At 69.1% G+C, this 20166-nt stretch carries 19 protein-coding genes and 1 pseudogene; 3 read left to right on the top strand and 17 right to left on the bottom strand.

The features are described from left to right. Both I73_RS33095 and I73_RS05755 read left to right on the top strand, forming a co-directional pair. A partial coding sequence (locus tag I73_RS33095) for a hypothetical protein (RefSeq protein WP_040499689.1) occupies nt 1–431 on the top strand: 431 nt, incomplete at its 5' end. 56 nt (nt 432–487) lie between these two features. Beyond that, the gene (locus I73_RS05755) at nt 488–1783 is read left to right on the top strand and encodes an acetyl-CoA hydrolase/transferase family protein (RefSeq protein WP_026096358.1); all 1296 of its coding nucleotides are present in this window, start codon (nt 488–490) and stop codon (nt 1781–1783) included. A gap of 17 nt (nt 1784–1800) precedes the next feature. On the opposite strand, the gene I73_RS26225 is transcribed toward I73_RS05755, so the two are convergent. The 6 genes from I73_RS26225 to I73_RS05785 form a co-directional block, all read right to left on the bottom strand. Continuing rightward, nucleotides 1801–2778, bottom strand: coding sequence for a sulfonate ABC transporter substrate-binding protein (locus I73_RS26225; protein WP_022979742.1), 978 nt, complete (start codon nt 2776–2778; stop codon nt 1801–1803). Between the two features lie 88 nt (nt 2779–2866). Then, nucleotides 2867–3868, bottom strand: coding sequence for a tyrosine recombinase XerC (locus tag I73_RS05765; RefSeq protein ID WP_022979743.1), 1002 nt, complete (start codon nt 3866–3868; stop codon nt 2867–2869). 7 nt (nt 3869–3875) lie between these two features. Next, nucleotides 3876–4571 carry a DUF484 family protein gene (locus tag I73_RS05770; RefSeq protein WP_022979744.1) on the bottom strand — a complete coding sequence of 232 codons (696 nt, stop codon included), beginning with the start codon at nt 4569–4571 and terminating at the stop codon, nt 3876–3878. Beyond that, on the bottom strand, nt 4568–5425 hold the full coding sequence (gene dapF, locus I73_RS05775) for a diaminopimelate epimerase (protein ID WP_022979745.1): 858 nt from the start codon (nt 5423–5425) through the stop codon (nt 4568–4570). Before dapF ends, I73_RS05770 begins: the two co-directional genes overlap by 4 nt. Before the next feature lie 27 nt (nt 5426–5452). Further along, a complete protein-coding gene (locus I73_RS05780) occupies nt 5453–6343 on the bottom strand; it encodes a lysophospholipid acyltransferase family protein (protein WP_022979746.1) in 891 nt (296 codons plus the stop codon). Continuing rightward, nucleotides 6340–7209 carry a lysophospholipid acyltransferase family protein gene (locus I73_RS05785; protein ID WP_026096361.1) on the bottom strand — a complete coding sequence of 290 codons (870 nt, stop codon included), beginning with the start codon at nt 7207–7209 and terminating at the stop codon, nt 6340–6342. Before I73_RS05785 ends, I73_RS05780 begins: the two co-directional genes overlap by 4 nt. A 191-nt stretch (nt 7210–7400) precedes the next feature. On the opposite strand from I73_RS05785, the gene metK reads away from it, so the two are divergent. Next, the gene (gene metK, locus I73_RS05790; RefSeq protein WP_022979748.1) at nt 7401–8588 is read left to right on the top strand and encodes a methionine adenosyltransferase; all 1188 of its coding nucleotides are present in this window, start codon (nt 7401–7403) and stop codon (nt 8586–8588) included. Nucleotides 8589–8770: 182 nt separating this feature from the next. Here metK and I73_RS05795 read toward each other — a convergent pair whose 3' ends face one another. The 11 genes and pseudogenes from I73_RS05795 to I73_RS33745 all read right to left on the bottom strand — a co-directional run. After that, nucleotides 8771–9142, bottom strand: a complete 372-nt coding sequence (locus tag I73_RS05795) for a response regulator (RefSeq protein WP_022979749.1) — start codon at nt 9140–9142, stop codon at nt 8771–8773. 81 nt (nt 9143–9223) lie between these two features. Then, nucleotides 9224–10189 (bottom strand): chemotaxis protein CheX, encoded by a 966-nt coding sequence (locus tag I73_RS05800; protein WP_022979750.1) that lies wholly within the window; start codon nt 10187–10189, stop codon nt 9224–9226. Nucleotides 10190–10370: 181 nt separating this feature from the next. Continuing rightward, the gene (gene sfnG, locus I73_RS05805; RefSeq protein ID WP_022979751.1) at nt 10371–11471 is read right to left on the bottom strand and encodes a dimethylsulfone monooxygenase SfnG; all 1101 of its coding nucleotides are present in this window, start codon (nt 11469–11471) and stop codon (nt 10371–10373) included. 214 nt (nt 11472–11685) lie between these two features. Continuing rightward, nucleotides 11686–13029, bottom strand: coding sequence for an ABC transporter substrate-binding protein (locus I73_RS05810; RefSeq protein ID WP_026096362.1), 1344 nt, complete (start codon nt 13027–13029; stop codon nt 11686–11688). Between the two features lie 101 nt (nt 13030–13130). After that, the gene (locus tag I73_RS05815) at nt 13131–14195 is read right to left on the bottom strand and encodes a branched-chain amino acid ABC transporter permease (RefSeq protein ID WP_022979753.1); all 1065 of its coding nucleotides are present in this window, start codon (nt 14193–14195) and stop codon (nt 13131–13133) included. 24 nt (nt 14196–14219) lie between these two features. Then, nucleotides 14220–15101 carry a branched-chain amino acid ABC transporter permease gene (locus I73_RS05820; RefSeq protein WP_022979754.1) on the bottom strand — a complete coding sequence of 294 codons (882 nt, stop codon included), beginning with the start codon at nt 15099–15101 and terminating at the stop codon, nt 14220–14222. Nucleotides 15102–15111: 10 nt separating this feature from the next. Then, nucleotides 15112–15885 (bottom strand): ABC transporter ATP-binding protein, encoded by a 774-nt coding sequence (locus I73_RS05825; RefSeq protein WP_022979755.1) that lies wholly within the window; start codon nt 15883–15885, stop codon nt 15112–15114. After that, nucleotides 15882–16868: an AMP-binding protein gene (locus I73_RS26230; RefSeq protein ID WP_022979756.1), complete on the bottom strand. Its 987-nt coding sequence runs from the start codon at nt 16866–16868 to the stop codon at nt 15882–15884. The genes I73_RS05825 and I73_RS26230 overlap by 4 nt, the downstream gene beginning before the upstream one ends. A gap of 21 nt (nt 16869–16889) precedes the next feature. Continuing rightward, complete coding sequence (locus I73_RS05835) at nt 16890–17987, bottom strand: porin (RefSeq protein ID WP_040499693.1); 1098 nt, start codon at nt 17985–17987, stop codon at nt 16890–16892. Between the two features lie 149 nt (nt 17988–18136). Next, complete coding sequence (locus I73_RS33740) at nt 18137–18895, bottom strand: ABC transporter ATP-binding protein (RefSeq protein ID WP_234409421.1); 759 nt, start codon at nt 18893–18895, stop codon at nt 18137–18139. 69 nt (nt 18896–18964) lie between these two features. Beyond that, a pseudogene (locus tag I73_RS33745) lies at nt 18965–20166 on the bottom strand (LLM class flavin-dependent oxidoreductase); the annotation flags it as partial.

Here is a 20166-nt window from a genome sequence, read left to right on the forward strand (position 1 = left end):
GCAACGCCAAGGTGGACATCCTCGAGGGTGACGTGAAGGTGCCGGGCACCGTCGAGAAGGGCCAGTCCTTCAACATGGAGATGGGCAGCGCCAAGATCAGCGAGAAGGACCTGGGCATTCCCTTCTACCCCGGCGCCACGCTGGTGCCCAACGAAAGCAGCCGGTTCGTCAACGGCGGCTCCGAGATGCTGCAGGTGGCGCTGAACAGCCCCGATGACGCCAAGAAGGTGAGCGACTGGTACCGCGCCCAGCTCAAGGTCAGCACCGAGGGCAAGATGGTGATGGACCAGACCGATGCCCAGGGCATGTCCATGACCATCACCGACAGCAAAACCGAAAGCAGCATGATCATCGGCGTCAAGGCGACCGAGGGGCAGCCGGGCAGCACCATCAGCCTGGTCCACAGCCGCAAGGCCACCGCCAAAGGCTGAGTCCACCCGCAACCCTTACGTAGATATGCGTAAGACATTCCCCGTACCATCGGTGGATGTCATGGACTGAAGACCAGGCCCGGCGGCGGGCCACCGTGGAGGACGCCATCGCCCTGGTGCGCGATGGCGACTGGATCGTGGTGCCCATCGGCTGCGGCGAGCCCCCGGCCCTGCTGGAAGGCCTGTCGGCCCGGCGCCAGCGCTTCCAGGGCGTGCGGGTGGTGCAGATGCTGCCGCTGCGCCGCTTCGACTACTTCGACCCGCAAACGGCCGCCCACGTGCAGCCGGTCTCGATGTTCCTGGGCGGCCCCTCGCGCCCGGGCGCGCAGGCTGGTTGGTTGCCGCTGATCCACACCCATCTGTCCGAGGCGCCCCAGCTGTTCGCCCGCGGCGAGGTGCCGGCCGACGTGGTGTTCGCCCTGGCCTCGCCGATGGACGCCGAGGGCTGGTTCCACCTCGGGGTCTCGGCCGACTACACGCTGGCCGCCCTGGCGCGGGCCCGCACCGTGGTGCTGGAGGTGAACCCGAACGTGCCGCGCACCGCCGGCCCGGCGCGGGTGCATGTGTCCAAAGTAAGCGCCTGGGTGGAAGACGACCGCCCGCTGCCCACGCTGCCACCGTCCGAGATCGGCCCGGTGCAGCAGGCCATTGCCCGCCACGTGGCCCCGCTGATCGAGGACGGCGACACGCTGCAGATCGGCATCGGCGGCATCCCGGACGCGGTGGTGGCCCAGCTGCAGGGCAAGCGCGACCTGGGCGTGCACACCGAGATGATCGGCGACGGCCTGCTGAGCCTGATCGAGAGCGGCGCCGTGACCAACCGGCGCAAGAACTTCATGCCCGGCAAGATGGTGGCCACCTTCGCGCTGGGTTCGGAGAAGCTCTACCGCTTCCTGGACCGTTGCCCGGATTTCGAACTGCACCCGGCCGATTTCACCAACGACCCGTGCATCGCCGGCCAGAACGACCGGCTGGTCTCGCTCAACGCCACGCTGCAGGTGGACCTGCTGGGCCAGTGCGGCTCCGAGAGCCTGGGCGCCCTGCCCTACTCCGGCACCGGCGGCCAGAGCGACTTCGTGCGCGCGGCCAACCGCTCGCGCGGGGGCAAGGCCATCATGGTGCTGCCCTCCACCGCCAAGGGCGACACCGTCTCGCGCATCGTCCCCACGCTGAGCCCGGGCACCCATGTGAGCACCGGCAAGAACGATGTGAACTACGTGGTGACCGAGTACGGCGTGGCCCGGCTGCGCGGCCGCCCCTCGCACGAGCGGGTCGCCGCCCTGATCGCCATCGCCCACCCGGCCTTCCGTGAGGAACTGCAGGCCCAGGCGCGGACCATGCACTTGGTCTGACGCCCGGGGGGGCGGGCTCAGCGGCCGGCCACCGTGCGCCCGGCCGACCACACGGCCTGGGCCACGTCCACCGGCCGCGGAATCAGTCCCTGCCGGCTGAAGGTGTCGGCCACGCGCTGCTGGTCGGCCACGTCGGCCGGGCCCAGTGGGCGCACCGTGCCGTGGCGCCGCCGGTCCAGAAAGCGCACCGTGCCGGCCAGGGGCACCCCGGTGGCGGCCGACAAGAACTGTGCCGTCTCCTTCAGGTGGTCCTGGGTCCAGGCATCGGCCTCGCTGAGCGCGGCCAGCAGCGCCTGGACCTGTGCCGGCCGCCGGGTCAGCTCGCGCGAGGCCAGGTAGAAGCTGTTGTTGCTCGACAGGCCCACACCCGTGGACAGCACCCGGGCCCGGCCGTCGATCTCGGCCACCGCGTAGTACGGGTCCCAGATGCCCCAGGCATCGATCGAGCCGCGCTCGAAGGCGGCCCGGGCATCGGCCGGCGCCAGGTAAACCGGTGTGATGTCCGACCAGGCCAGGCCGGCCTTCTCCACCGCCCGCAGCACCAGGTAGTGCGCGCTGGAGCCCTTTTGGAAGGCGATGCGCCGGCCCTTCAGGTCGGCCAGCGTGCGCAGCGGTGAACCGGCCGGCACCAGCAGGGCCGAGCTGGTGGGCTTGGGCGGCTCCAGGCCCACGTACCAGACATCCTTGCCGGCGGCCTGGGCGAAGACCGGCGGCGTGTCGCCGGTGAAGCCGAAGTCCACCCCGCCGACGGCCAGGGCTTCCAGCAGCTGCGGGCCGGCCGGGAACTCCACCCACTTGAGCGGCACACCGGGCAGGCGGGCTTCCAGCAGGCGGCGCTCACGCGCCACCATCAGGTTGACCGCCGACTTCTGGTAGCCGATGCGCAGGCCTTCGCCTGCACCCTGGGCCCGGGCTGCCGGGCTGGCCAGGGTCCAGCCCAGCGTGCCGGCCAGGCCGGCGCGCAGCCAGTCGCGTCGACGGGGGGTGTGGTGCATGCTGGGCTCTCCTTGTCTGCGTGGTGCGTCGATGCACCGCAGGATAGGAAAGCCGCCGCGCGGCCGGAACGAATTCGATCCGGCTTGCTTATCTGCTGCCGCTTGGGTCCTTGCGCCGGGCCCGCGGGTGGGCCGCGTCGTAGACCTTGGCCAGGTGCTGGAAGTCCAGCTGGGTGTAGATCTGGGTGGTGCTGATGCTGGCGTGGCCCAGCAGCTCCTGCACCGCGCGCAGGTCGCCACTGGACTGCAGCAGGTGCGAGGCAAAGCTGTGGCGCAGCATGTGCGGGTGCACCGAGGTGGGCAGGCCCGCGGCCAGGGCCAGCTGGCGCAGCCGGCTGCGCACCTGGCTGTCCGACAGGCGGGTGCCGCGCTGGCTGACGAAGAGCGCCGGCTCGCCTGGCGCGGCCAGGCCACCCCGCAGGGCGTCCCATGCGGCCAGGGCCTTCAGCGCGTGCGAGCCCACCGGCACGCTGCGGCGCTTGCGGCCCTTGCCCAGCACATGGACGGTGGCGTCGTCGGCATCCACCCAGCCGGCGGCCTCGGGGCCGGGCCGGGCGTCGAGCGATACCAGCTCGCCCACCCGCAGGCCGCTGCCGTAGAGCAGCTCGACGATGGCGTGGTCGCGCGCGGCCAGGGCGGGGTCGCTGGCCTCGGGCAGCTGGCTGGCCAGGGCCACGGCCTGGTCCACCGGCAGGGCCTTGGGCAGCGGTTTGGGCGCCTTGGGCGGACGGATGCCATCCACCGGGTTGAGCGCCACGCCACCACGCCGGCCCCACCAGCGGTACAGGCCGCGCCAGGCCGAGAGCTGCAGCGCCAGGCTGCGCGGCGACAGGCCGGGGCGCTCACCGGCGCCATGCAGCTGGGCCAGCAGCATGCGCACATGGTGGGGCTGCAGCCGCTCCAGCGGCACGGCCAAACGCGCCGCGCCGCGCACCAGGCGGCCCAGCGCGTCGGTGTAGAGCGCCAGGGTGCGCTCGGCCACGCGACGCTCGAACTTCAGGTGCGCCAGGTAGCGCTGCAGGATCTCCGGCAGCGGCGGCGCCCCGTCCGGCTCGTCCGTCGAATGCACGACCGAGCCGAGGTCGCTCATGCCGGGCTCACTCGGCCAGCAGCAGGCGGCCCATCGCCGCGCTGGCGATGTCGCCCACCTGTTGCAGGAACTCCGTGCCCATGTCGTTCTGGTAGCGCAGCGCATCGGGCGAGCCCAGGACCAGCAGGCCGAAGCACTCGCCGGCCGACTTGCCCAGGCGCAGCGGGATCATGGCCAGCGACTGGGCCGGTGTGGCGTCCCCCAGCCACTGGGCGGCCTCGAACTGGGCGTTCAGGCCGCAGTAGGGCTGGGACAGGCTGGCGGCGAAGGTCATGACGTCTTCGCTGGCGCCCTGGGCCCAGGGCAGGTGGGCATAGGCCGGGGCCACGCCCCAGACGCGCACGGCCGCCTGCGGGATCAGGAACTCGTGCTTGAGCTCGGCCACCAGCACCTCGCCCAGCATCACCGCACTGCGCGCCAGCATCACGGCGCAGGTCCAGCGGTGCATGCGCTCGGCGATCTGCACGTTCTCCTGGCCGGCGCGGATCATCTCCATGATCTTGCGCTCCAGGCCCTTGATGCGCTCGCGCAGCATCTCCATCTGCCGCTCCTGCAGCGAGACGGCGCGCTGGCCGTGCGGGCTGGTGAGCTGGATGGTGGCCAGCAGCTCGGCCTGGCGTTCGAAGAAGCCGGGGTTGTTGGCCAGGTAGTTGGCGATGTCCTGTTCGGTGATGCCGTGCACCCCGTTCTCGTTGCTCGTCACAGCTCGATCTCTCCTTCAAAGACGGTCACCGCGGGACCGGTCATCATCACCGAATGGCCCTCGCCGGCCCAGCTGATGGTCAGCACGCCGCCGCGGGTGTGCACATCCACCGTGGCATCCAGCCAGCCCAGGCGGATGCCGGCCACCACCGCCGCACAGGCGCCGGTGCCGCAGGCCAGGGTTTCGCCCGCGTCGCGCTCGAACACGCGCAGGGCCACCTCGTTGCGCGAGCGCACCTGCAGAAAGCCGGCGTTGACCTTGCGCGGGAAGCGCGGGTGGGCCTCGATCTTCGGGCCCCAGTCGGCCACCGGCGCGGTGGTCACGTCGTCCACCCGCAGCACAGCGTGCGGGTTGCCCATGGACACCAGGGCCACCTCGGCCTGCACACCGCCGCCCAGGTCCAGCGGCCACAGCGGCATGCCGTTGACCTCGCGCGGGGCCAGCCCGCTGGGGTCGAAGGGCAGATCGGCCGGCGCGAAGCGGGGCTGGTTCATGTCCACCGTCACCCGGCCATCGGGCTGCAGGGTCAGCGTCAGCCGGTTGTTGACCGTCTCCACGCGGATGGTGGTCTGGTCGCTCAGCCCGTGGTCGTGCACATAGCGCACGAAGCAGCGCGAGCCGTTGCCGCACTGCTCCACCTCGTCGCCGGTGGCGCCGTTGAAGATGCGGTAGCGGAAGTCCACGCCGGGCGTCTGCGCGGCCTCGACGACCAGGATCTGGTCGGCGCCCACGCCGAAGCGGCGGTCGCCCAGAAACTGCAGCTGTTCCCGGCTGAGCGCCAGCGGCGCGCGGGTGGCGTCCAGCACGACGAAGTCGTTGCCGGCGCCGTGCATCTTGGTGAAGTGCAAACGCATGGGCGGATTATCCGACGCCCCGTGGGGTCAGTAGATCTTGGCCTCGCCCTCGGGCCGGGTCTTGAAGCGGCGGTGCACCCAGTAGTACTGGGCCGGCTGCTCGCGGATGCGGGCCTCCAGCCAGCGGTTGAAGGCGGCCGCGGCCTGGGGCAGGTCGGGGTTGTCGAAGCCCTCGGGTGCCTCGCAGAAACGCACCACATAGCCCTGGCCGCGCGGCAGCATGGTCACGACAATGGGCTGCACCAGCATGTGCATGGACTGGGCCATGCGGGCCGGCGCCAGCAGCGTGGCGGCGGGCACGCCGAAGAAGGGCACGAAGGCCGCGTCCTTGGTGCCGAAGTCCATGTCCGGCAGGTTGACGAAGCCCGCGCCCTCCTTCTGGATGGCCCGCAACACCGGCCGGATGCCGGCCTGGCGGTCGAACAGCCGGGCCTGGCCGAAACGGCCCCGGGCCTTGAGCAGGGCCTCGTCGAAGACGGCGTTGCTCTGCCGCTGGTAGATGGTGATGGCCGGCTTGCTCTGCTTGAGCATCAGCGCCGGGGCGGTGTAGTCCAGGCCGACGAAGTGCGGCAGCAGCCACATCACCGGCCGGCCGGTGCGCTCAGCCAGGTGGATGTCGCCCTCGATGCGCACCATGCGCAGAAGACGCTCCTCCGAGGCGAACCAGAGGTAGCTGTGCTCCAGGAAGCCGCGCGCCACGGCACCGAAGTGCTCGCGGGCCAGGCGCCGCCGGGCGGCCTCGTCCAGCTCCGGAAAGCACAGGGCCAGGTTCCTGAGCACCACCTTGCGGCGCGAGCCGGCCAGGCGCCACAGCAGCGCCCCCACGCCCTCGCCGATGGCCGCCAGCAGCGGCAGCGGCAGCCAATGCAGCAGCCACATCAGGAAGACGATGGCCTGCGATCCCCAACGCTTGATCATGCTTTCGCTTCTCCGACGCTCGCCTCGACGCGGCGCGGCTTCTTGTAGCGGTTGTAGCCCCAGAGGTACTGGTCCGGGCAGTGGCCGATGACCCATTCCATGGCCTGGTTGACGAGGGCGGCAGACGCCTCCTCGCCGTCCTCAGGCAGCGGCTGGGGCAAGGCCCGGTAGCGGATGGCGAAGCCCCGTGCTCCGGGCAGGCGCTCGCACCAGGTCAGCACCACGGCGCAACCGGTCTGCTGGGCCAGGCGGGCCGCCAGCGTCATGGTGTAGGCCGTGCGGCCGAAGTACGGCACCCAGACGCCCTGCCCGTCCGGCGGCACCTGGTCGGGCAGCAGACCCACCGTTTCGCCCTTGCGCAGGGCCCGCAGCATCTGCCGCACGCCCGAGAGATTGGCCGGTGCGGCCTGCATGCCCGGCGCCGTGCGGGAGTAGGTCTGCCACTGCGCCAGCATGGCCTGGCGGGCCGGGCGGTACAGCACGGTGATGGGTTGACGCTGGCCGTAGCGCTCGGCGTAGCCGCGGGCGGCGAACTCGAAGGCGCCCAGGTGGGGCGTGAGCAGCAGCAGGCCCTTGCCGGCCTGGATGGCCTGCTCCACCCGTTCTTCGCCGTCCCACTGGATCAGCGCGCCCAGCGGGCGGTCGGCAGTGCGGAACCACAGCCAGGGCACCTCGGCCGACATGCGACCGGCCTGGGCCACCGCGGCCCGGGCCTGGGCCGGCGTGAGACCCGCCTGCCGGGCATTGGCCGCCAGCCGGCGCCGGTAGCTGGGCGAAGCCGCCCAGACGATCCAGCCCAGGACCGCCCCACAGAACTGCACCAACCCGAGGGGCCAATGCGCGACCCAACGCAGCAACAACATCATGCTTCAGCTAAGATTCCGGCATCGCCGAGTTAACAGGACAACTTGCGGGGCGATTGGCACGGTTTTCCAACAATGCCTGCAGAGCCGATTCTCCAGAATCGTCTGACCAAATGCCGCTAAAGCGTTCGCCGCTCCCATGGTTGCTGAGTTGGACGACGCTCCCTTGATACGCAACCGAAAGTAGAACCACAGTGGCGAACGATTATCTCTTCACCTCCGAATCGGTCTCGGAAGGCCATCCCGACAAGGTCGCCGACCAGATCTCCGATGCCATCCTGGACGCCCTGCTGACGCAGGACCCCTACGCCCGTGTCGCGGCCGAGACGCTGACCAACACGGGCCTGGTGGTGCTGGCCGGCGAGATCACCGCCAAGGAAGGCACCAACGTCGACTACATCCAGGTCGCGCGCGACACCATCAAGCGCATCGGCTACGACAACACCGACTACGGCATCGACTACAAGGGCTGCGCGGTGCTGGTGGCCTACGACAAGCAGAGCGCCGACATCGCCCAGGGCGTGGACCGCGCCAGCGACGACTACCTGAACATCGGCGCCGGTGACCAGGGCCTGATGTTCGGCTATGCCTGCGACGAGACGCCCGAGCTGATGCCCGCGCCGATCTACTACGCCCACCGCGTGGTGGAGCGCCAGGCACAGCTGCGCAAGGACGGCCGCCTGCCCTTCCTGCGCCCGGATGCCAAGAGCCAGATCACGATGCGCTACGTGGACGGCAAGCCCCACAGCATCGACACCGTGGTGCTGTCCACCCAGCACAGCCCGGACCAGTCCGAGACCGCCACCAAGATGAAGGCCAGCTTCTACGAGGCCTGCATCGAAGAAATCATCAAGCCGGTGCTGCCGGCCGAGTGGCTGCAGGACACCAAGTTCCTGATCAACCCGACGGGGCGCTTCGTCATCGGCGGCCCGCAGGGCGACTGCGGACTGACCGGCCGCAAGATCATCGTTGACACCTACGGCGGCGCCTGCCCGCACGGCGGTGGCGCCTTCTCGGGCAAGGATCCGACCAAGGTGGACCGCTCGGCCGCCTATGCCGCCCGCTACGTGGCCAAGAACATCGTGGCCGCCGGCCTGGCCCGCCAGTGCCAGATCCAGGTGAGCTACGCCATCGGTGTGGCCCGTCCGATCAACATCACGGTCTACACCGAGGGCACCGGCCTGGTCTCCGACGAGAAGATCGCCGCCCTGGTGCACGAGCACTTCGACCTGCGGCCCAAGGGCATCATCCAGATGCTGGACCTGCAGCGCCCGATCTTCGCCAAGACGGCCGCCTACGGCCACTTCGGCCGCGAAGAGCCCGAGTTCACCTGGGAACGCACCGACAAGGCCCAGGCGCTGCGCGCAGCAGCCGGGCTGTGAAGCCCGGCGGTTTGCGCAGCAAACCCCTGGGCCTTGGGGCGGAGTTCACATCGCGCAGCGATGTGAACGCAGACCACAAGGCCACCGCACGGCACACCGCGGCGGGCCGGTGAAGCCCCTGCCCCGCTGACGCGACAAGGCCGCCCTCGGGCGGCCTTTTTACTGGGTGAACGAAGTCGGGTTCAGGCCATGTCGCAGAACTTGCGGAAGGGCCCCAGCACCGCATCGCCCCGGAAGGGCTTGACGATCCAGCCGGTCACGCCGATGGCCTTGCCGCGGGCCCGCATGTTGGGGTTGTCCTCGGTGGTGAGCATGACGATGCGCACATCCCGGTTGCCCAGGTCGTTGCGGATCTTCTCGGCCATGGTCAGGCCGTCCATGTGGGGCATGTTGATGTCGCTGAGCACCAGGCGGATGCCCGGATCGGTCTGCAACTTGAGCAGGCCATCGCGGCCGTCGGTGGCGATGGCCACCTCGAATCCGTTCTTGCTCAGAAAGCTGGCGACGATCTCCCGCATGGTGCTGGAATCGTCGACCACCAGGACATGGGCCATGGAGGATCTCCTTGCGCGAGGGGCGCAGATGTTCGGGAAAGAGGGAAAGCGGAGGGGCAGGCGGTGGCGACGGCCGCTGACTCAGAAGAGCTCCAGCTCGCCTGTGGGCCCGGCCTCGGACGCGCTGCTGGCGAACTCGGCGAACTCCTCGGGGGACCAATGCAGGTTGAAGATCAGCCGCTGCACGATGGTCAACGGCGGCAGACCGGGCCGGCGGGGGTCGGACAGCTGGTAGCGCACGCACAGCTGCGGGTCCTGTGAGCCGAAGGAGATGTACTTGTGCTCGTGGTTGATGACGATGGGCACCTGCGTCTGCTGGCTGGTGAAGGCCTTGGGCGGGATGTAGCGGTTCTTGAAGGCGCCCCAGATCAGGTTGGTTGTCTCGCCCAGCACGTGATTGAGTTCACGGAAATTGAGGTCACCGCCCACGCCCTCGTAGCCGAAGCCCTGCAGCAGGCCCTGGCGCAGGGCATGCTCCTCGGTCTGCAGCATCATGTAGCCCCGGCACCAGGTGCTCTCCAGCGCGATGAGCGTGGAGACCTGGCCGAAGATGATGCGGTCGTGCACGACATAAGGCTCCTCGGCACGCACCTCGGCATGGGGGAACATGGAGCGCATCGCGCTGCAGGTCAGTTCCACCACCCCGTCCACCAGCGCGGTCGGATAGCGCAGGCTGAAGATGGCGTGCTGCACGCTCTCGGTCAGCGTCTGCAGCCCGCCGGTGGACCAGGCATGGCGGATGGTCCGCTCCTGGGCCTCGGTGAGCGGCTGCGTGCGGGTGCGGCGCAGGAAGATCGGCAGCTCCGGCCGCTGGCGGTGGATGGTGGCGGCCAGCGACAGGGCGTCGCCCTCCTCGCAGGGCAGGTCCTCGGCCAGCAGCACACCGCCCAGGTCCTTGTGCTGGCCCAGGGTGGCCACCGCGTCGACGGCGGTGCGCGGCAGGACCATCAGACCCATGCGGTCGCAGAAGTCCAACAGGGCCTGGTACTGGCCGGGATCGTGTTCCAGCAGCAGCACCTTGGCTGCCAGGGACGTGGTTTCGGTCATGGGGACACCTTGGCTGAACCAATGTCAGCCGGTGTCCTCCCGCCAGTAGGCGAAGAGGGACACCGGATCGTCCCATGGATATCGGCCGACTGGGCTGTCTCTGTAGGCCAGGCCTGACAGCCTGACAATCAGGCAACTCTGGCGCGGGTGCCAGAGTTCGGCACCCGCCCCCGGATCGAGCTCAGGTCAGCGCGGCCTCCGCCGTCGCGGGGGTGCGCGACTCCAGGGCCCGCACCAGCGGCAGCACCTTCTCGCCGAAGTAAGCCACCTCCTCCTGGAAGTGCAGGAAGCCGGCCAGCACCAGGTCCACGCCCACCGCCTTGAGGGCGACGATGCGCTCGGCAATCTGCTCGGGGGTGCCGATCAGGTTGGTGCGGAAACCGTCGTTGTACTGCACCAGGTCCTCGAAGCTGGACTTGGCCCAGTTGCCCTCGCCCTCCGGGCTGGCCTTGCCGGCCTGCTTGACGGCATCGCCGAAGGCGTTGACCGCCTCGGGGTCGGCCTTGTCGATGATCTCCTGCAGCACGGCCCGAGCCTCGGCCTCGGTGTCGCGGGCGATGATGAAGGCGTTCACGCCGATCTTCACCTTGTGGCCATAGACGGCGGCCTTGGCCCGGATGTCGTCGACCTGGGCCTGGATGCCCTCGGGCGTGTTGCCGTTGGTGAAGTACCAGTCCGACACGCGCGCGGCCATGTCGCGGGCCGCACGGGAGCTGCCGCCCTGGAAGATCTCCGGGTGGGGCTTCTGCAGCGGCTTGGGACGCAGCGTGTAGTCGCGGAAGCGGTAGAAGTCACCGGCGAAGCTGAAGCCGTCGGTGGTCCAGATGCCCTTGAGCGCACGGATGAACTCTTCGGAGCGGCGGTAGCGCTCGTCATGCTCCAGCCAGGGTTCACCAATGGCGGTGAACTCGCCCTTGAACCAGCCCGACACGATGTTCACCGCGATGCGCCCCCCGGTGAGCTGATCGATGGTGGCGATCTGCTTGGCCAGCAGCGCCGGGTTCCAAGGCCCGGGCAGCACGGCCGCGATGACCTTCAGCCGCTCGGTGGCCGCCAGCAAGGCATGACTGAAGGACACCGACTCGTGCTGGTATTCAGCGCCGTAGCCAGCGGTGAAGCGGATCTGGCTCAGGGCATAGGCAAAACCGGCCTTTTCCGCGATCTGGGCGAGCTTGCGGTTGTAGTCGATGTCCCAATGGGTCCGCTGCTCGATCTTGCTGACGACCAGGCCGCCGCTGACATTGGGAACCCAGTAGGCAAACTGGATGGGAGAGGTGCTCATGGTGTTGGGAGGTGGCAGGTGGGAATGAGAGGGTGGACAGACGACCGGCGGATCCGGCCTGCAGGCCCTTTCGCAGCTCCTGTGCCACCGGGGCCGGCCTGATGAATCAAGCAGTTAGTGCTGCGGCAGCCCCCCGGACTGCTGGCGGGGCAGCAGCCTGGGGGTGGCCCTGCTGGCCCCGCAACAGCCCCGGGGATCCCGTGGAGGCCGGGGCTCAACCCGCCTTGCGGCAGTCCCGCGGGGTGATGCCCTTCTCCTTGGCGTAGGCGGCAGCCTTCGCATCGATCAGCGGGCGCAACGTGGGGCGGTCAGCCTGCACCCAGTCGGTCACCAGGTTCCATTGCCGGCCATCCCATTGCTGCACACGGGCGGCACCGCCGCCCTCGTGGTCGGAGCAGGACAGCGACAGGCGCTGCATCAGGCCGTAGAAGCCGATCTGGCGCAGGCGCGCGTCATCCAGCTGCAGATGCTCCAGGCCCCAGCGCGCCTCGTCACCGCTGAGCGGACGCTGGCCGAACTTCTTCTGCCCGGCGCGCAGCGCCTCCACCACGATGGCACCGTCGATGAGGCCGGAGTTGTAGTAGACGCTGCCGAAGCTCTTGGGGTCCTTCAGATCGCTCTTGCCGGCGTCCAGGATGTGCTTCTTCAGGCGGTGATGGATGTCGAAGTCGGCTCCGCCGGGATAGGGCGTGAGCGCCAGATAGCCCTTGCCGGCCTCGCCAGTGGGCAGCACGTCTTCGTTGGAGCTGGCCCAGATGTCACCGACGATGCGGTTGACGGGATAGCCAAAGCGCGCGGCCGTCTTGATCGCCACCGGAGTCGAGACACCCCAGGTGCGCAGGAAGACCCAGTCCGGCCTGGCCTGGCGCACCTGGCGCCACTGGGCGGACTGTTCATTGCCCGGATCGGCCACCGGGATCTGGATGTTCTCGAAGCCGTACTTCTTGGCCAGCAAGGCCAGCGGACCTTGCGTCTCCCGCCCATAGGCCGAGTCGTGGTAGACGGTGGCGATCTTCTTGCCCTTGAGCTTGTCGAAGCCGCCTTCCTTCTGCGCCACGTAGTTGATGAAGACCGAGGCCTCGCTGTAGAAGGTCAGCATCAGCGGGAAGTTGTAGGGAAAGACACTGCCATCGGTGGCCTCGGTGCGACCGTAGCCCAGCGTGATCAGCGGAATCTTGTCGGCCGTGGCCTTGTCGGACAGGGCATAGGCGGCCGGTGCACCATTGGGCAGATAGGGTCCGACCGGCGCACCGTTGAGGCCGTTCTTGAAGCGCTCGTAGCACTCGATGCCCTTCTCGGCCGTCCATTCGGTCTCGCACTCCTGCCAGACCAGCTTGACGCCGTTGATGCCGCCCTCCACCTCGTTGATGTAGCGCAGGTAGTCGATGATGCCGGCCCAGACCGGGATCCCGCTGGACGCATAGGCGCCCACGCGGTAGGTGGCCAGGGGCACGAACTGCTCGGCGGGCGCAGCCTGCGTGGGCCGCCCCATCGAGAACAACACCGCCGCGGCGAGCAGAGCCGCTGCATGGCGACCCCATCGGACAGAAATGGACATGGGTGACAAAACTCCAGACAAAGAAAGGGACACCGGACCGGCCACGCGGCCCGGGACGGACAAGAAAAAAGGGGTGGCGATCGCGGTCGTCCGAGCCCGCCTCAGAACCGCAAGGGCCACACGGCCAGCCTCTCTCGCCAAAGGGTCAGCAGCCGCGCCAGGCCATCCGGCTCCCGAATGAGAAAGCCGATGATCAGCACCCCGAAAACGATCTTCTGCAGGTTCTGGATCTGGCCGGGGTCGACGGCCCCGCCCAGCAGCCACTGCCCCGCGGCGCTCAGTGCGATGGGCAGCAGGCTGATGAAGGCGGCACCGATGAAGTTGCCCGCCAAGCTGCCCATGCCCCCGATGATGATGATGAAGAGGATCTGGAACGAGCGGTTGATGTCGAAGCTGCTGGCGCTGGCCGTGCCCAGGTAGGCAAAGGCCCACAGCGCACCGGCAATGCCCAGGTAGAAGGAACTGACCGCGAAGGCCTGCCGCTTGACCCGCTCCACCGGAATGCCGATCACCGCGGCGGCCATGTCCATGTCGCGCACCGCCATCCAATTGCGGCCCGTCTGGCTGCGCACCAGATTGCCGGCGGCCCAGGTCAGCAGTGCCACGCAGGCCAGGGTCAGGCCGTAGCGACCTCCCGGACTGGACAGATCCCACCCCCACCAGGACAGGTGGGGGGCCGAAATCGTCCCCGACGAGGCGTTGTTGTAGAACCAGGGGAACTTGACGAACAGCCATTCCAGGAAGAACTGCGAGGCCAGGGTCGTCACCATCAGGTAGAAGCCCTTGATGCGGCCACTGGGCAGGCCGAACAGCCAGCCCACGCCCGCGGCGATCAGGCCGCCCCCCAGCAGGGCCAAAGGCAGCGGCAGGGCTGGCACGCGCAGCAGCAGGCCATAGGTGGCGAAGGCCCCCACGGCCATGAAGCCGGCCGCGCCCACCGAGGTCTGCCCGGCATAGCCGGTGAGCAGATTCAGGCCCAGGCCGGCCAGCGACAACACCAGGGTCGGAATCAGGATGGCGTTGATCCAGTAGGTCGAGGCCCAGCCCGGCAGGCTCGCCAGGGCCAGGGCCAGCCCCAGCCAGACCCAGGCATGGCGGCGTGAGGCCACCAGCTCGACAGGCGCCACCAGGGGTGGCGAGGGAAACACATGCAGGGAAGCACTCATGGCAGGCAATGCAGGACGTGGGGTTCAGACACGTTCGATGGCCCGCTCGCCGAACAGGCCCGCGGGACGGATGTAGAGAAAGGCCAGGGCCAGGAAGTAGGCGAACCAGGGCGTGATGCCGCCGCCGATCGAAGGCCCCAGGTAGACCTCGGCCAGGTTCTCGCTGGCGCCCACGATCAGGCCCCCTGCGATGGCGCCGCCGATGGAGGTGAAGCCGCCGATGATCAGCACCGGCAGCGCCTTGAGCACCACCAGCGACAGCGAGAACTGCACGCCCTGGCGGGCGCCCCACAACAGGCCGGCGACCAGCCCGACCCAGCCAGCCACCGCCCAGACGATCTGCCAGATGCGGTGCAGGTGGATGCCGATGGACAGCGCCGCCTGGGTGTCGTCGGCCACCGCCCGCAGCGACATGCCGATGCGGGTGCGGTTGAACAGCAGGGCCAGCACCGCCACCAGCACGCCGGCCGTGGCGGCCGCCACCAGGTCGAAGCGGCTCAGCAGCACGCCGCCCAGTTCCAGCGGCGTGTCCTCGATGCCCAGATCCAGCGCACGGACCTCGGCCCCCATCAGCCCCTGGGCCAGGCCCTCCAGGATGAAGCTCAGGCCCAGCGTGGCCATGAACAACGTGATCTGCGAGCGGTTGACCAGGGGGCGCAGCACCCAGCGCTCGATCAGCACCGCCCCCAGGGCCATCACCGCGGCGGTGACCAGCAGGGCCGGCAGGAAGCCCAGCCCCTTCTCGTGCAGGGTGACGAAGGTCAGCGCCGAGAACAGCAGCATGGCGCCCTGGGCGAAGTTGAAGACGCCGCTGGCCTTGTAGATCAGCACAAAGCCGATGGCCACGAGCGAGTACATGGTGCCGGCCAGCAGGCCGCCCACCAGGGTTTCGATGAAGAATTCCATGCCGGTCTCCTCAGTGCACGGTGCCCAGGTAGGCGGCGATGACCTCAGGATTGCGCTGCACCTCGGCCGGCGTGCCATCGCCCACCTTGCGGCCGTAGTCCAGCACCACCACGTGATGGCACAGGGACATGACCACGCCGATGTCGTGCTCGATCAGCACCACCGTGGCGCCGAGGTCGCGGTTGATGTCGGCGATGAAGCGGCTCATGTCGCGCTTCTCGGCGTCGTTCATGCCGGCCATTGGCTCGTCCAGCAGCAGCAGGCGCGGCCCTGCGATCACCGCCCGCCCCAGCTCCACCCGCTTCTGCAGGCCGTAGGGCAGCTGACCCACGGCCACATCGCGGTAGGGCTGCAACTCCAGGAACTCCAGCACGTTCTCGACCTGGGCCTGGAAGGCCGCTGCCTCGCGCCGGGCCCGCGGCAGGCCCAGCGCCTGCTCCACCAGGGTGCTGCGGGCAAAGCGGGACAGGCCGGTGGAGATGTTGTCCGCCACACTCATCTTCTTGAACAGCGCGTTGTTCTGGAAGGTGCGGCCGATGCCGCGGCGGGCCGCCTCCAGCGGGTGCACGCGGGCAAAGCCGGCGCCGTCGAACACCAGTTCTCCGGCATCGGCCCGGTAGACGCCGTTGAGGATGTTGAGCAGTGAACTCTTGCCTGCACCGTTCGGGCCGATCAGGGCGCAAATCTCACCAGCATGCACGTCGAAGGACAGGTCGGTGATCGCCCGCACGCCCTTGAAGGACAGCGAGATGCCGCGCACCGCCAGCAGGGGCGCCGCGCTCATGCAGCCCCCACGACGCTGCGCAGACGCTCGGGCAGCTCCGCTGCTGCGCTGGACGGAACGACGATTCCCTGCAGGCGATGCAGGCCCAGGCGGCGCTGCAGCTGAACGCGCAGCCACCGGTCCCAGCGCGAGCCACCCGACACGGACGAGGCCGAGAGTGCCCCCTCGACCCAGCGACGGCGCCAGCTGCCCGCGACCGGCAGACGCTGCTCGATCTCGTCGGACAGCTGTTGGGCACGCTGCGCCGACAACAGCAGACGGGACGGCACGGTGTCGCGCCGGTCGCGTGCGGCGGCGGCGGTGTCCTCCGGAAAGGCCAGACCCTCGCCAGTGCGCAGCCAATGGCCGACCACCAGCGCCAGGCCCTCAGACCATTCGGTGCCCTCTTCGCACCAGGCGGCCGCGGTTCGCTGGGCGCGGTGCCAGGCGTGGCGCTGCACCTGGGGCGGCACCTCTCCCAACAGGTCGCGCAGGTGCAGCCAGGCGGCAGCGTCCTGGCCCTTGGGCACCGGCTGGGGGCTGATGAGCTGAACCGCGCCCTCGGACTGCGGCCCCCGCAGGCGCAACCAGCGCAGCAGCTCATCGCGAGACTGCAGGTAGACGTGGGTGGGCCGCGTGCGGGCCTGCCAGGCCGCCAGCTCGGCCTCGCCCAGTCCGCGGGGCAGGCTCAGCACCTGCGCTCCGGCGGCCCGGGCGGCCAGCACCAGCAACAGCAAGCGCGGCTCGAACGCCCCACAGACGGCCAGCCGTGACTGCGGCCCCAGCCCCTCGTGCGCCAGCCCGGTTCGCAGCAGGCTGGCGGTGCGGTGCACCTGCGCCCAGGGCCAGGCCACCCAGCGCCCGCGCCGCTTGTGGCGCAGAGCCAGCGCCTGGGGATGGCGTTGGGCCCAGTGGTCCAGCTGCTGCCAGGCGTCTTCGGGCAGGGCATCCTGCGCGTTGTGGGGAATCGGTTCGGCAGCCGTGGCGTGCGTGGGATCGGTCATGGAGAGGTCCTCGCCCCGGGGTCAGAAGTTGTGGCGCAGGCCGGCGCCGAAACCACGCTGGTAACCGTTGCCGGCGTTGTAGCCGGCACCGACAAAGGAGGCGAGCGTGGTAGACGCCTTGGCCGCAGCGTTGTTCTGCACATCCGCGAAGACGGCATACACCGCCGTGCGCTTGGACAGGGCGTGCTCCAGCCCCAGCGCCCACTGGCCCGCCACAGCCTGCTCGCCCCCGTCCAGCGGACGCGAGGCCCGGTGGGCATAGCTCACGCGCAGCGCATCGGCCGCCGACAGGGGAACGGTGGCCCCCAGCAGCCATTGCCGCGTGCGTTCAGCCTCGGTGGCCCCCGTGTCGGGGCTGAAGTCACCCGCGCTGGCCTGGCGCCCACCCACCAGGGCCGCCAGCTTCAACACGCCGAAGTCGTAGGTGCCGCCCACATCCCACACGTTGACGTTCTTGCCGTGGGTGGCGCCGGTGAGGGAGGAATGCAGCTGCTGCAGATGCAGGCCGACGAACAGCGGACCGTTCTGGTACTGCGGCAGCAGCGAGGCCACCCGCACATTGTGGCCCTGGGCCTCCTGGCCGTAGCCGTTGGATGCCAGACTGGCCGCCACGGTCACGCCCTGGATAGCGGGCGACACATAAGCGACCTGGTTGTCCCAGCGGTACTCGGTCAGATAGACGTTGTTGTACTGGCCGACCGTGACGCTGCCGAAGGGGTCGACGGTGGACTCGAACAGGTAGCCCGGCGTGTACTGGCGACCCAGCGAGAGCGTGCCCAGTTGCCGCTGGGCCAGGCTGACGTAGGCCTGCCGGCTCCAGAAGCCACCGCCGGCCACGGTGCCCGTGTCCGCGCCGATGCCGGACTCGATCAGGAAGCCGGCCTGCAGGCCCTGCCCCAGGTCCTCATGGCCCTGGAAGCCCAGGCGGGAGGGCGTGCTCAGGCCGGAGTCGATGGCCGAGTCATGCTTGCGGCTGGGATCGACGTTGTCGCCGCTCCAGCGGTAGCCCACATCCACCGTGCCGAAGATCGACACATTGGAGGCGGACTGGGCCAGCCCCAGCAAGGGGGTCAGCAGGCCGATGGCGGCCAGGGTGCGCAAGGGAAAAGAAGTCTTCATGGCTTGGATCGGTTGGAAGGAAGTGATTCGCAGAGTTGTTCTATGGGCATGCGCAGACAAGGCGGTGCCCTCCGCAGCGTCCACCGGACCTGCTGGCTGTCGGGAATGCAAAAACAAAAGACGGCGTCGCCGCGCCGGGCTCACGCGGCTCAGAGGCTGAAGGCGGCCCCCAGGTAAAGCTCGTGGATGTCGTCGCGGGCCGCCAGCTCCTGTGCACTGCCCTCGGCCGCCAGACGCCCGTTTTCGAGCACACAGGCATGGTGGGCGTGACGCAAGGCCACATTGGCGTTCTGTTCGGCCACCAGGAAGCTCACGCCCTGCTCGGCGTTGAGGCGGCCGACGATCTCGAAGATCTCGTCGACGACCTTGGGCGCCAGCCCCATCGAGGGTTCGTCCAGCAGCACCAGCCGGGGCCGGGCCATCAGGGCTCGGCCGATGGCCACCATCTGCTGCTCGCCCCCCGAGGTGTAGCCAGCCGCGGTCCGTCGCCGTTCCTGGAGTCGGGGGAAGTAGTGATAAATACGTTCCAGGTCGGCCCGCAAGGCAGCTCGGCTGGGGCGATGCACGAAGCCACCGGTGAGCAGGTTCTCCTCGACGGTGAGGTGGCTGAAGCAGTGGCGGCCCTCCAGCACCTGGACCAGCCCCTCGCGCACCAGCTGGTCGGGCGCGGCGTGGGTGATGTCCCGCCCCTGGTAGAGGATCTGGCCGGCGGTGACCTGGCCGCGCTCCGCCCCCACCAGGGCGGAGATGGCTTTCAAGGTGGTGCTCTTGCCTGCGCCGTTGGCGCCCAGCAAGGCCACGATCTGTCCCTCGCCCACGGTCAGGGACACCTCCTGCACCGCCAGGATGGCCTGGCCGTACAGCACCTCGATCTGCCGGACCTCGAGCACGGGATGTTCTGCAGACATCGGCCCTCTCCTCTCCCAGGTCGCGGCCGGGACGGCCGGCTGAGCCACGGCAGACACCGCTTGCGCTGCCGCAAAGGCCGCGGCCTCCTCGGCCTTGACCGCCTCGATGTCGCGGAAGCGTGCCGCGGGGTGGGTCTCGGGCAGACGGGCCCCTTCGCCGAAAAGCTTCTCCCGCAGCGTGCCCGGGCGGTAGGCGCTGGGGTAGACGCCGCGCTTCTGCAGCTCCGGCACCAGGTGACCCACCACATCCTCGAAGGTTTCGTGGGCCACGGCATAGGCCAGGTTGAAGCCGTCCACGTCGGTTTCCTCCACCCATTGCTGCAGGATGTCGGCCACGGTGGCCGCCGAGCCCACGAAGACCGGCCCCAGCCCGCCGATGCCGGCCCAGCGGGCCAGTTCGTCGATCGACCAGTCCTTGTCGCCGTTGGTCAGGTGCTCGACCACCGAGACGATGGCATTGGTCTCCACCTTGCGCACGAGGTCGGTGGGCGCGTACTGGCCGAAGTCGATGCCGCTCCAGCCCGAGAGCAGCACCAGCGCGCCATCGTGGGAGGCGTGCTTCTGGTACTCCTCGAACTTGGCCTGCGCCTTGGCGTCGGTCTCGTCGACGATGATCGTCACCAGGTTGTAGACCAGCACCTTGCGGGGGTCGCGACCCGCCTCGGCGGCCTGGCGGCGGATCTCCTTCACATAGTCCCGCACGGCGGACTTCAGCGGCGAGGAAATGAACACGCACTCGGCGTGCTGCGCCGCGAAGGCCTTGCCCGCGCCGGAGGAGCCGGCCTGGTAGAGCACCGGCGTGCGCTGCGGCGAGGGCTCGCACAGGTGGTAGCCCGGCACATCGAAGTATTTGCCCTTGTGACCGATCTCGTGGATCTTCTCCGGATGGGCAAAGATGCGGCGCACGCGGTCGCGCACCACCGCATCGTCCTCCCAACTGCCCTCGAGCAGCTTGTAGATGACTTCGATGTACTCGTTGGCCACCTCGTAGCGGTTGTCATGGCGTCGCAGCCCGCCCTGGCCGATGTTCTTGGCGCCGCTTTCCAGGTAGGAGGTGACGATGTTCCAGCCCACGCGGCCGCGGGTGTGGTGGTCCAGCGTGGAGAGCCGGCGGGCGAAGGTGTAGGGATGCTCGAAAGAGGTCGACGCCGTGATGCCGATGCCCAGGTGCTCCGTCGCCAGCGCGATCGGTGCAGCCAGCTGCAGCGGATCGCTCACCGGGATCTGCACCCCCTGGTGCAAAGCATGGAAGTTGTCTCCCTTTAGACGTC

It is taken from the genome of Ideonella sp. B508-1, assembly GCF_000333615.1.
GTDB lineage: Bacteria > Pseudomonadota > Gammaproteobacteria > Burkholderiales > Burkholderiaceae_C > Ideonella.

Coding starts and splice junctions, on each gene's coding strand:
- I73_RS05755 (WP_026096358.1), top strand. CDS start 488: ATGTCATGGACTGAAGACCAGGCCCGGCGGCGGGCCACCGTGGAGGAC.
- I73_RS26225 (WP_022979742.1), bottom strand. CDS start 2,778: ATGCACCACACCCCCCGTCGACGCGACTGGCTGCGCGCCGGCCTGGCC.
- I73_RS05765 (WP_022979743.1), bottom strand. CDS start 3,868: ATGAGCGACCTCGGCTCGGTCGTGCATTCGACGGACGAGCCGGACGGG.
- dapF (WP_022979745.1), bottom strand. CDS start 5,425: ATGCGTTTGCACTTCACCAAGATGCACGGCGCCGGCAACGACTTCGTC.
- I73_RS05780 (WP_022979746.1), bottom strand. CDS start 6,343: ATGATCAAGCGTTGGGGATCGCAGGCCATCGTCTTCCTGATGTGGCTG.
- I73_RS05785 (WP_026096361.1), bottom strand. CDS start 7,209: ATGATGTTGTTGCTGCGTTGGGTCGCGCATTGGCCCCTCGGGTTGGTG.
- I73_RS05795 (WP_022979749.1), bottom strand. CDS start 9,142: ATGGCCCATGTCCTGGTGGTCGACGATTCCAGCACCATGCGGGAGATC.
- I73_RS05800 (WP_022979750.1), bottom strand. CDS start 10,189: ATGACCGAAACCACGTCCCTGGCAGCCAAGGTGCTGCTGCTGGAACAC.
- sfnG (WP_022979751.1), bottom strand. CDS start 11,471: ATGAGCACCTCTCCCATCCAGTTTGCCTACTGGGTTCCCAATGTCAGC.
- I73_RS05810 (WP_026096362.1), bottom strand. CDS start 13,029: ATGTCCATTTCTGTCCGATGGGGTCGCCATGCAGCGGCTCTGCTCGCC.
- I73_RS05815 (WP_022979753.1), bottom strand. CDS start 14,195: ATGAGTGCTTCCCTGCATGTGTTTCCCTCGCCACCCCTGGTGGCGCCT.
- I73_RS05820 (WP_022979754.1), bottom strand. CDS start 15,101: ATGGAATTCTTCATCGAAACCCTGGTGGGCGGCCTGCTGGCCGGCACC.
- I73_RS05825 (WP_022979755.1), bottom strand. CDS start 15,885: ATGAGCGCGGCGCCCCTGCTGGCGGTGCGCGGCATCTCGCTGTCCTTC.
- I73_RS26230 (WP_022979756.1), bottom strand. CDS start 16,868: ATGACCGATCCCACGCACGCCACGGCTGCCGAACCGATTCCCCACAAC.
- I73_RS05835 (WP_040499693.1), bottom strand. CDS start 17,987: ATGAAGACTTCTTTTCCCTTGCGCACCCTGGCCGCCATCGGCCTGCTG.
- I73_RS33740 (WP_234409421.1), bottom strand. CDS start 18,895: ATGTCTGCAGAACATCCCGTGCTCGAGGTCCGGCAGATCGAGGTGCTG.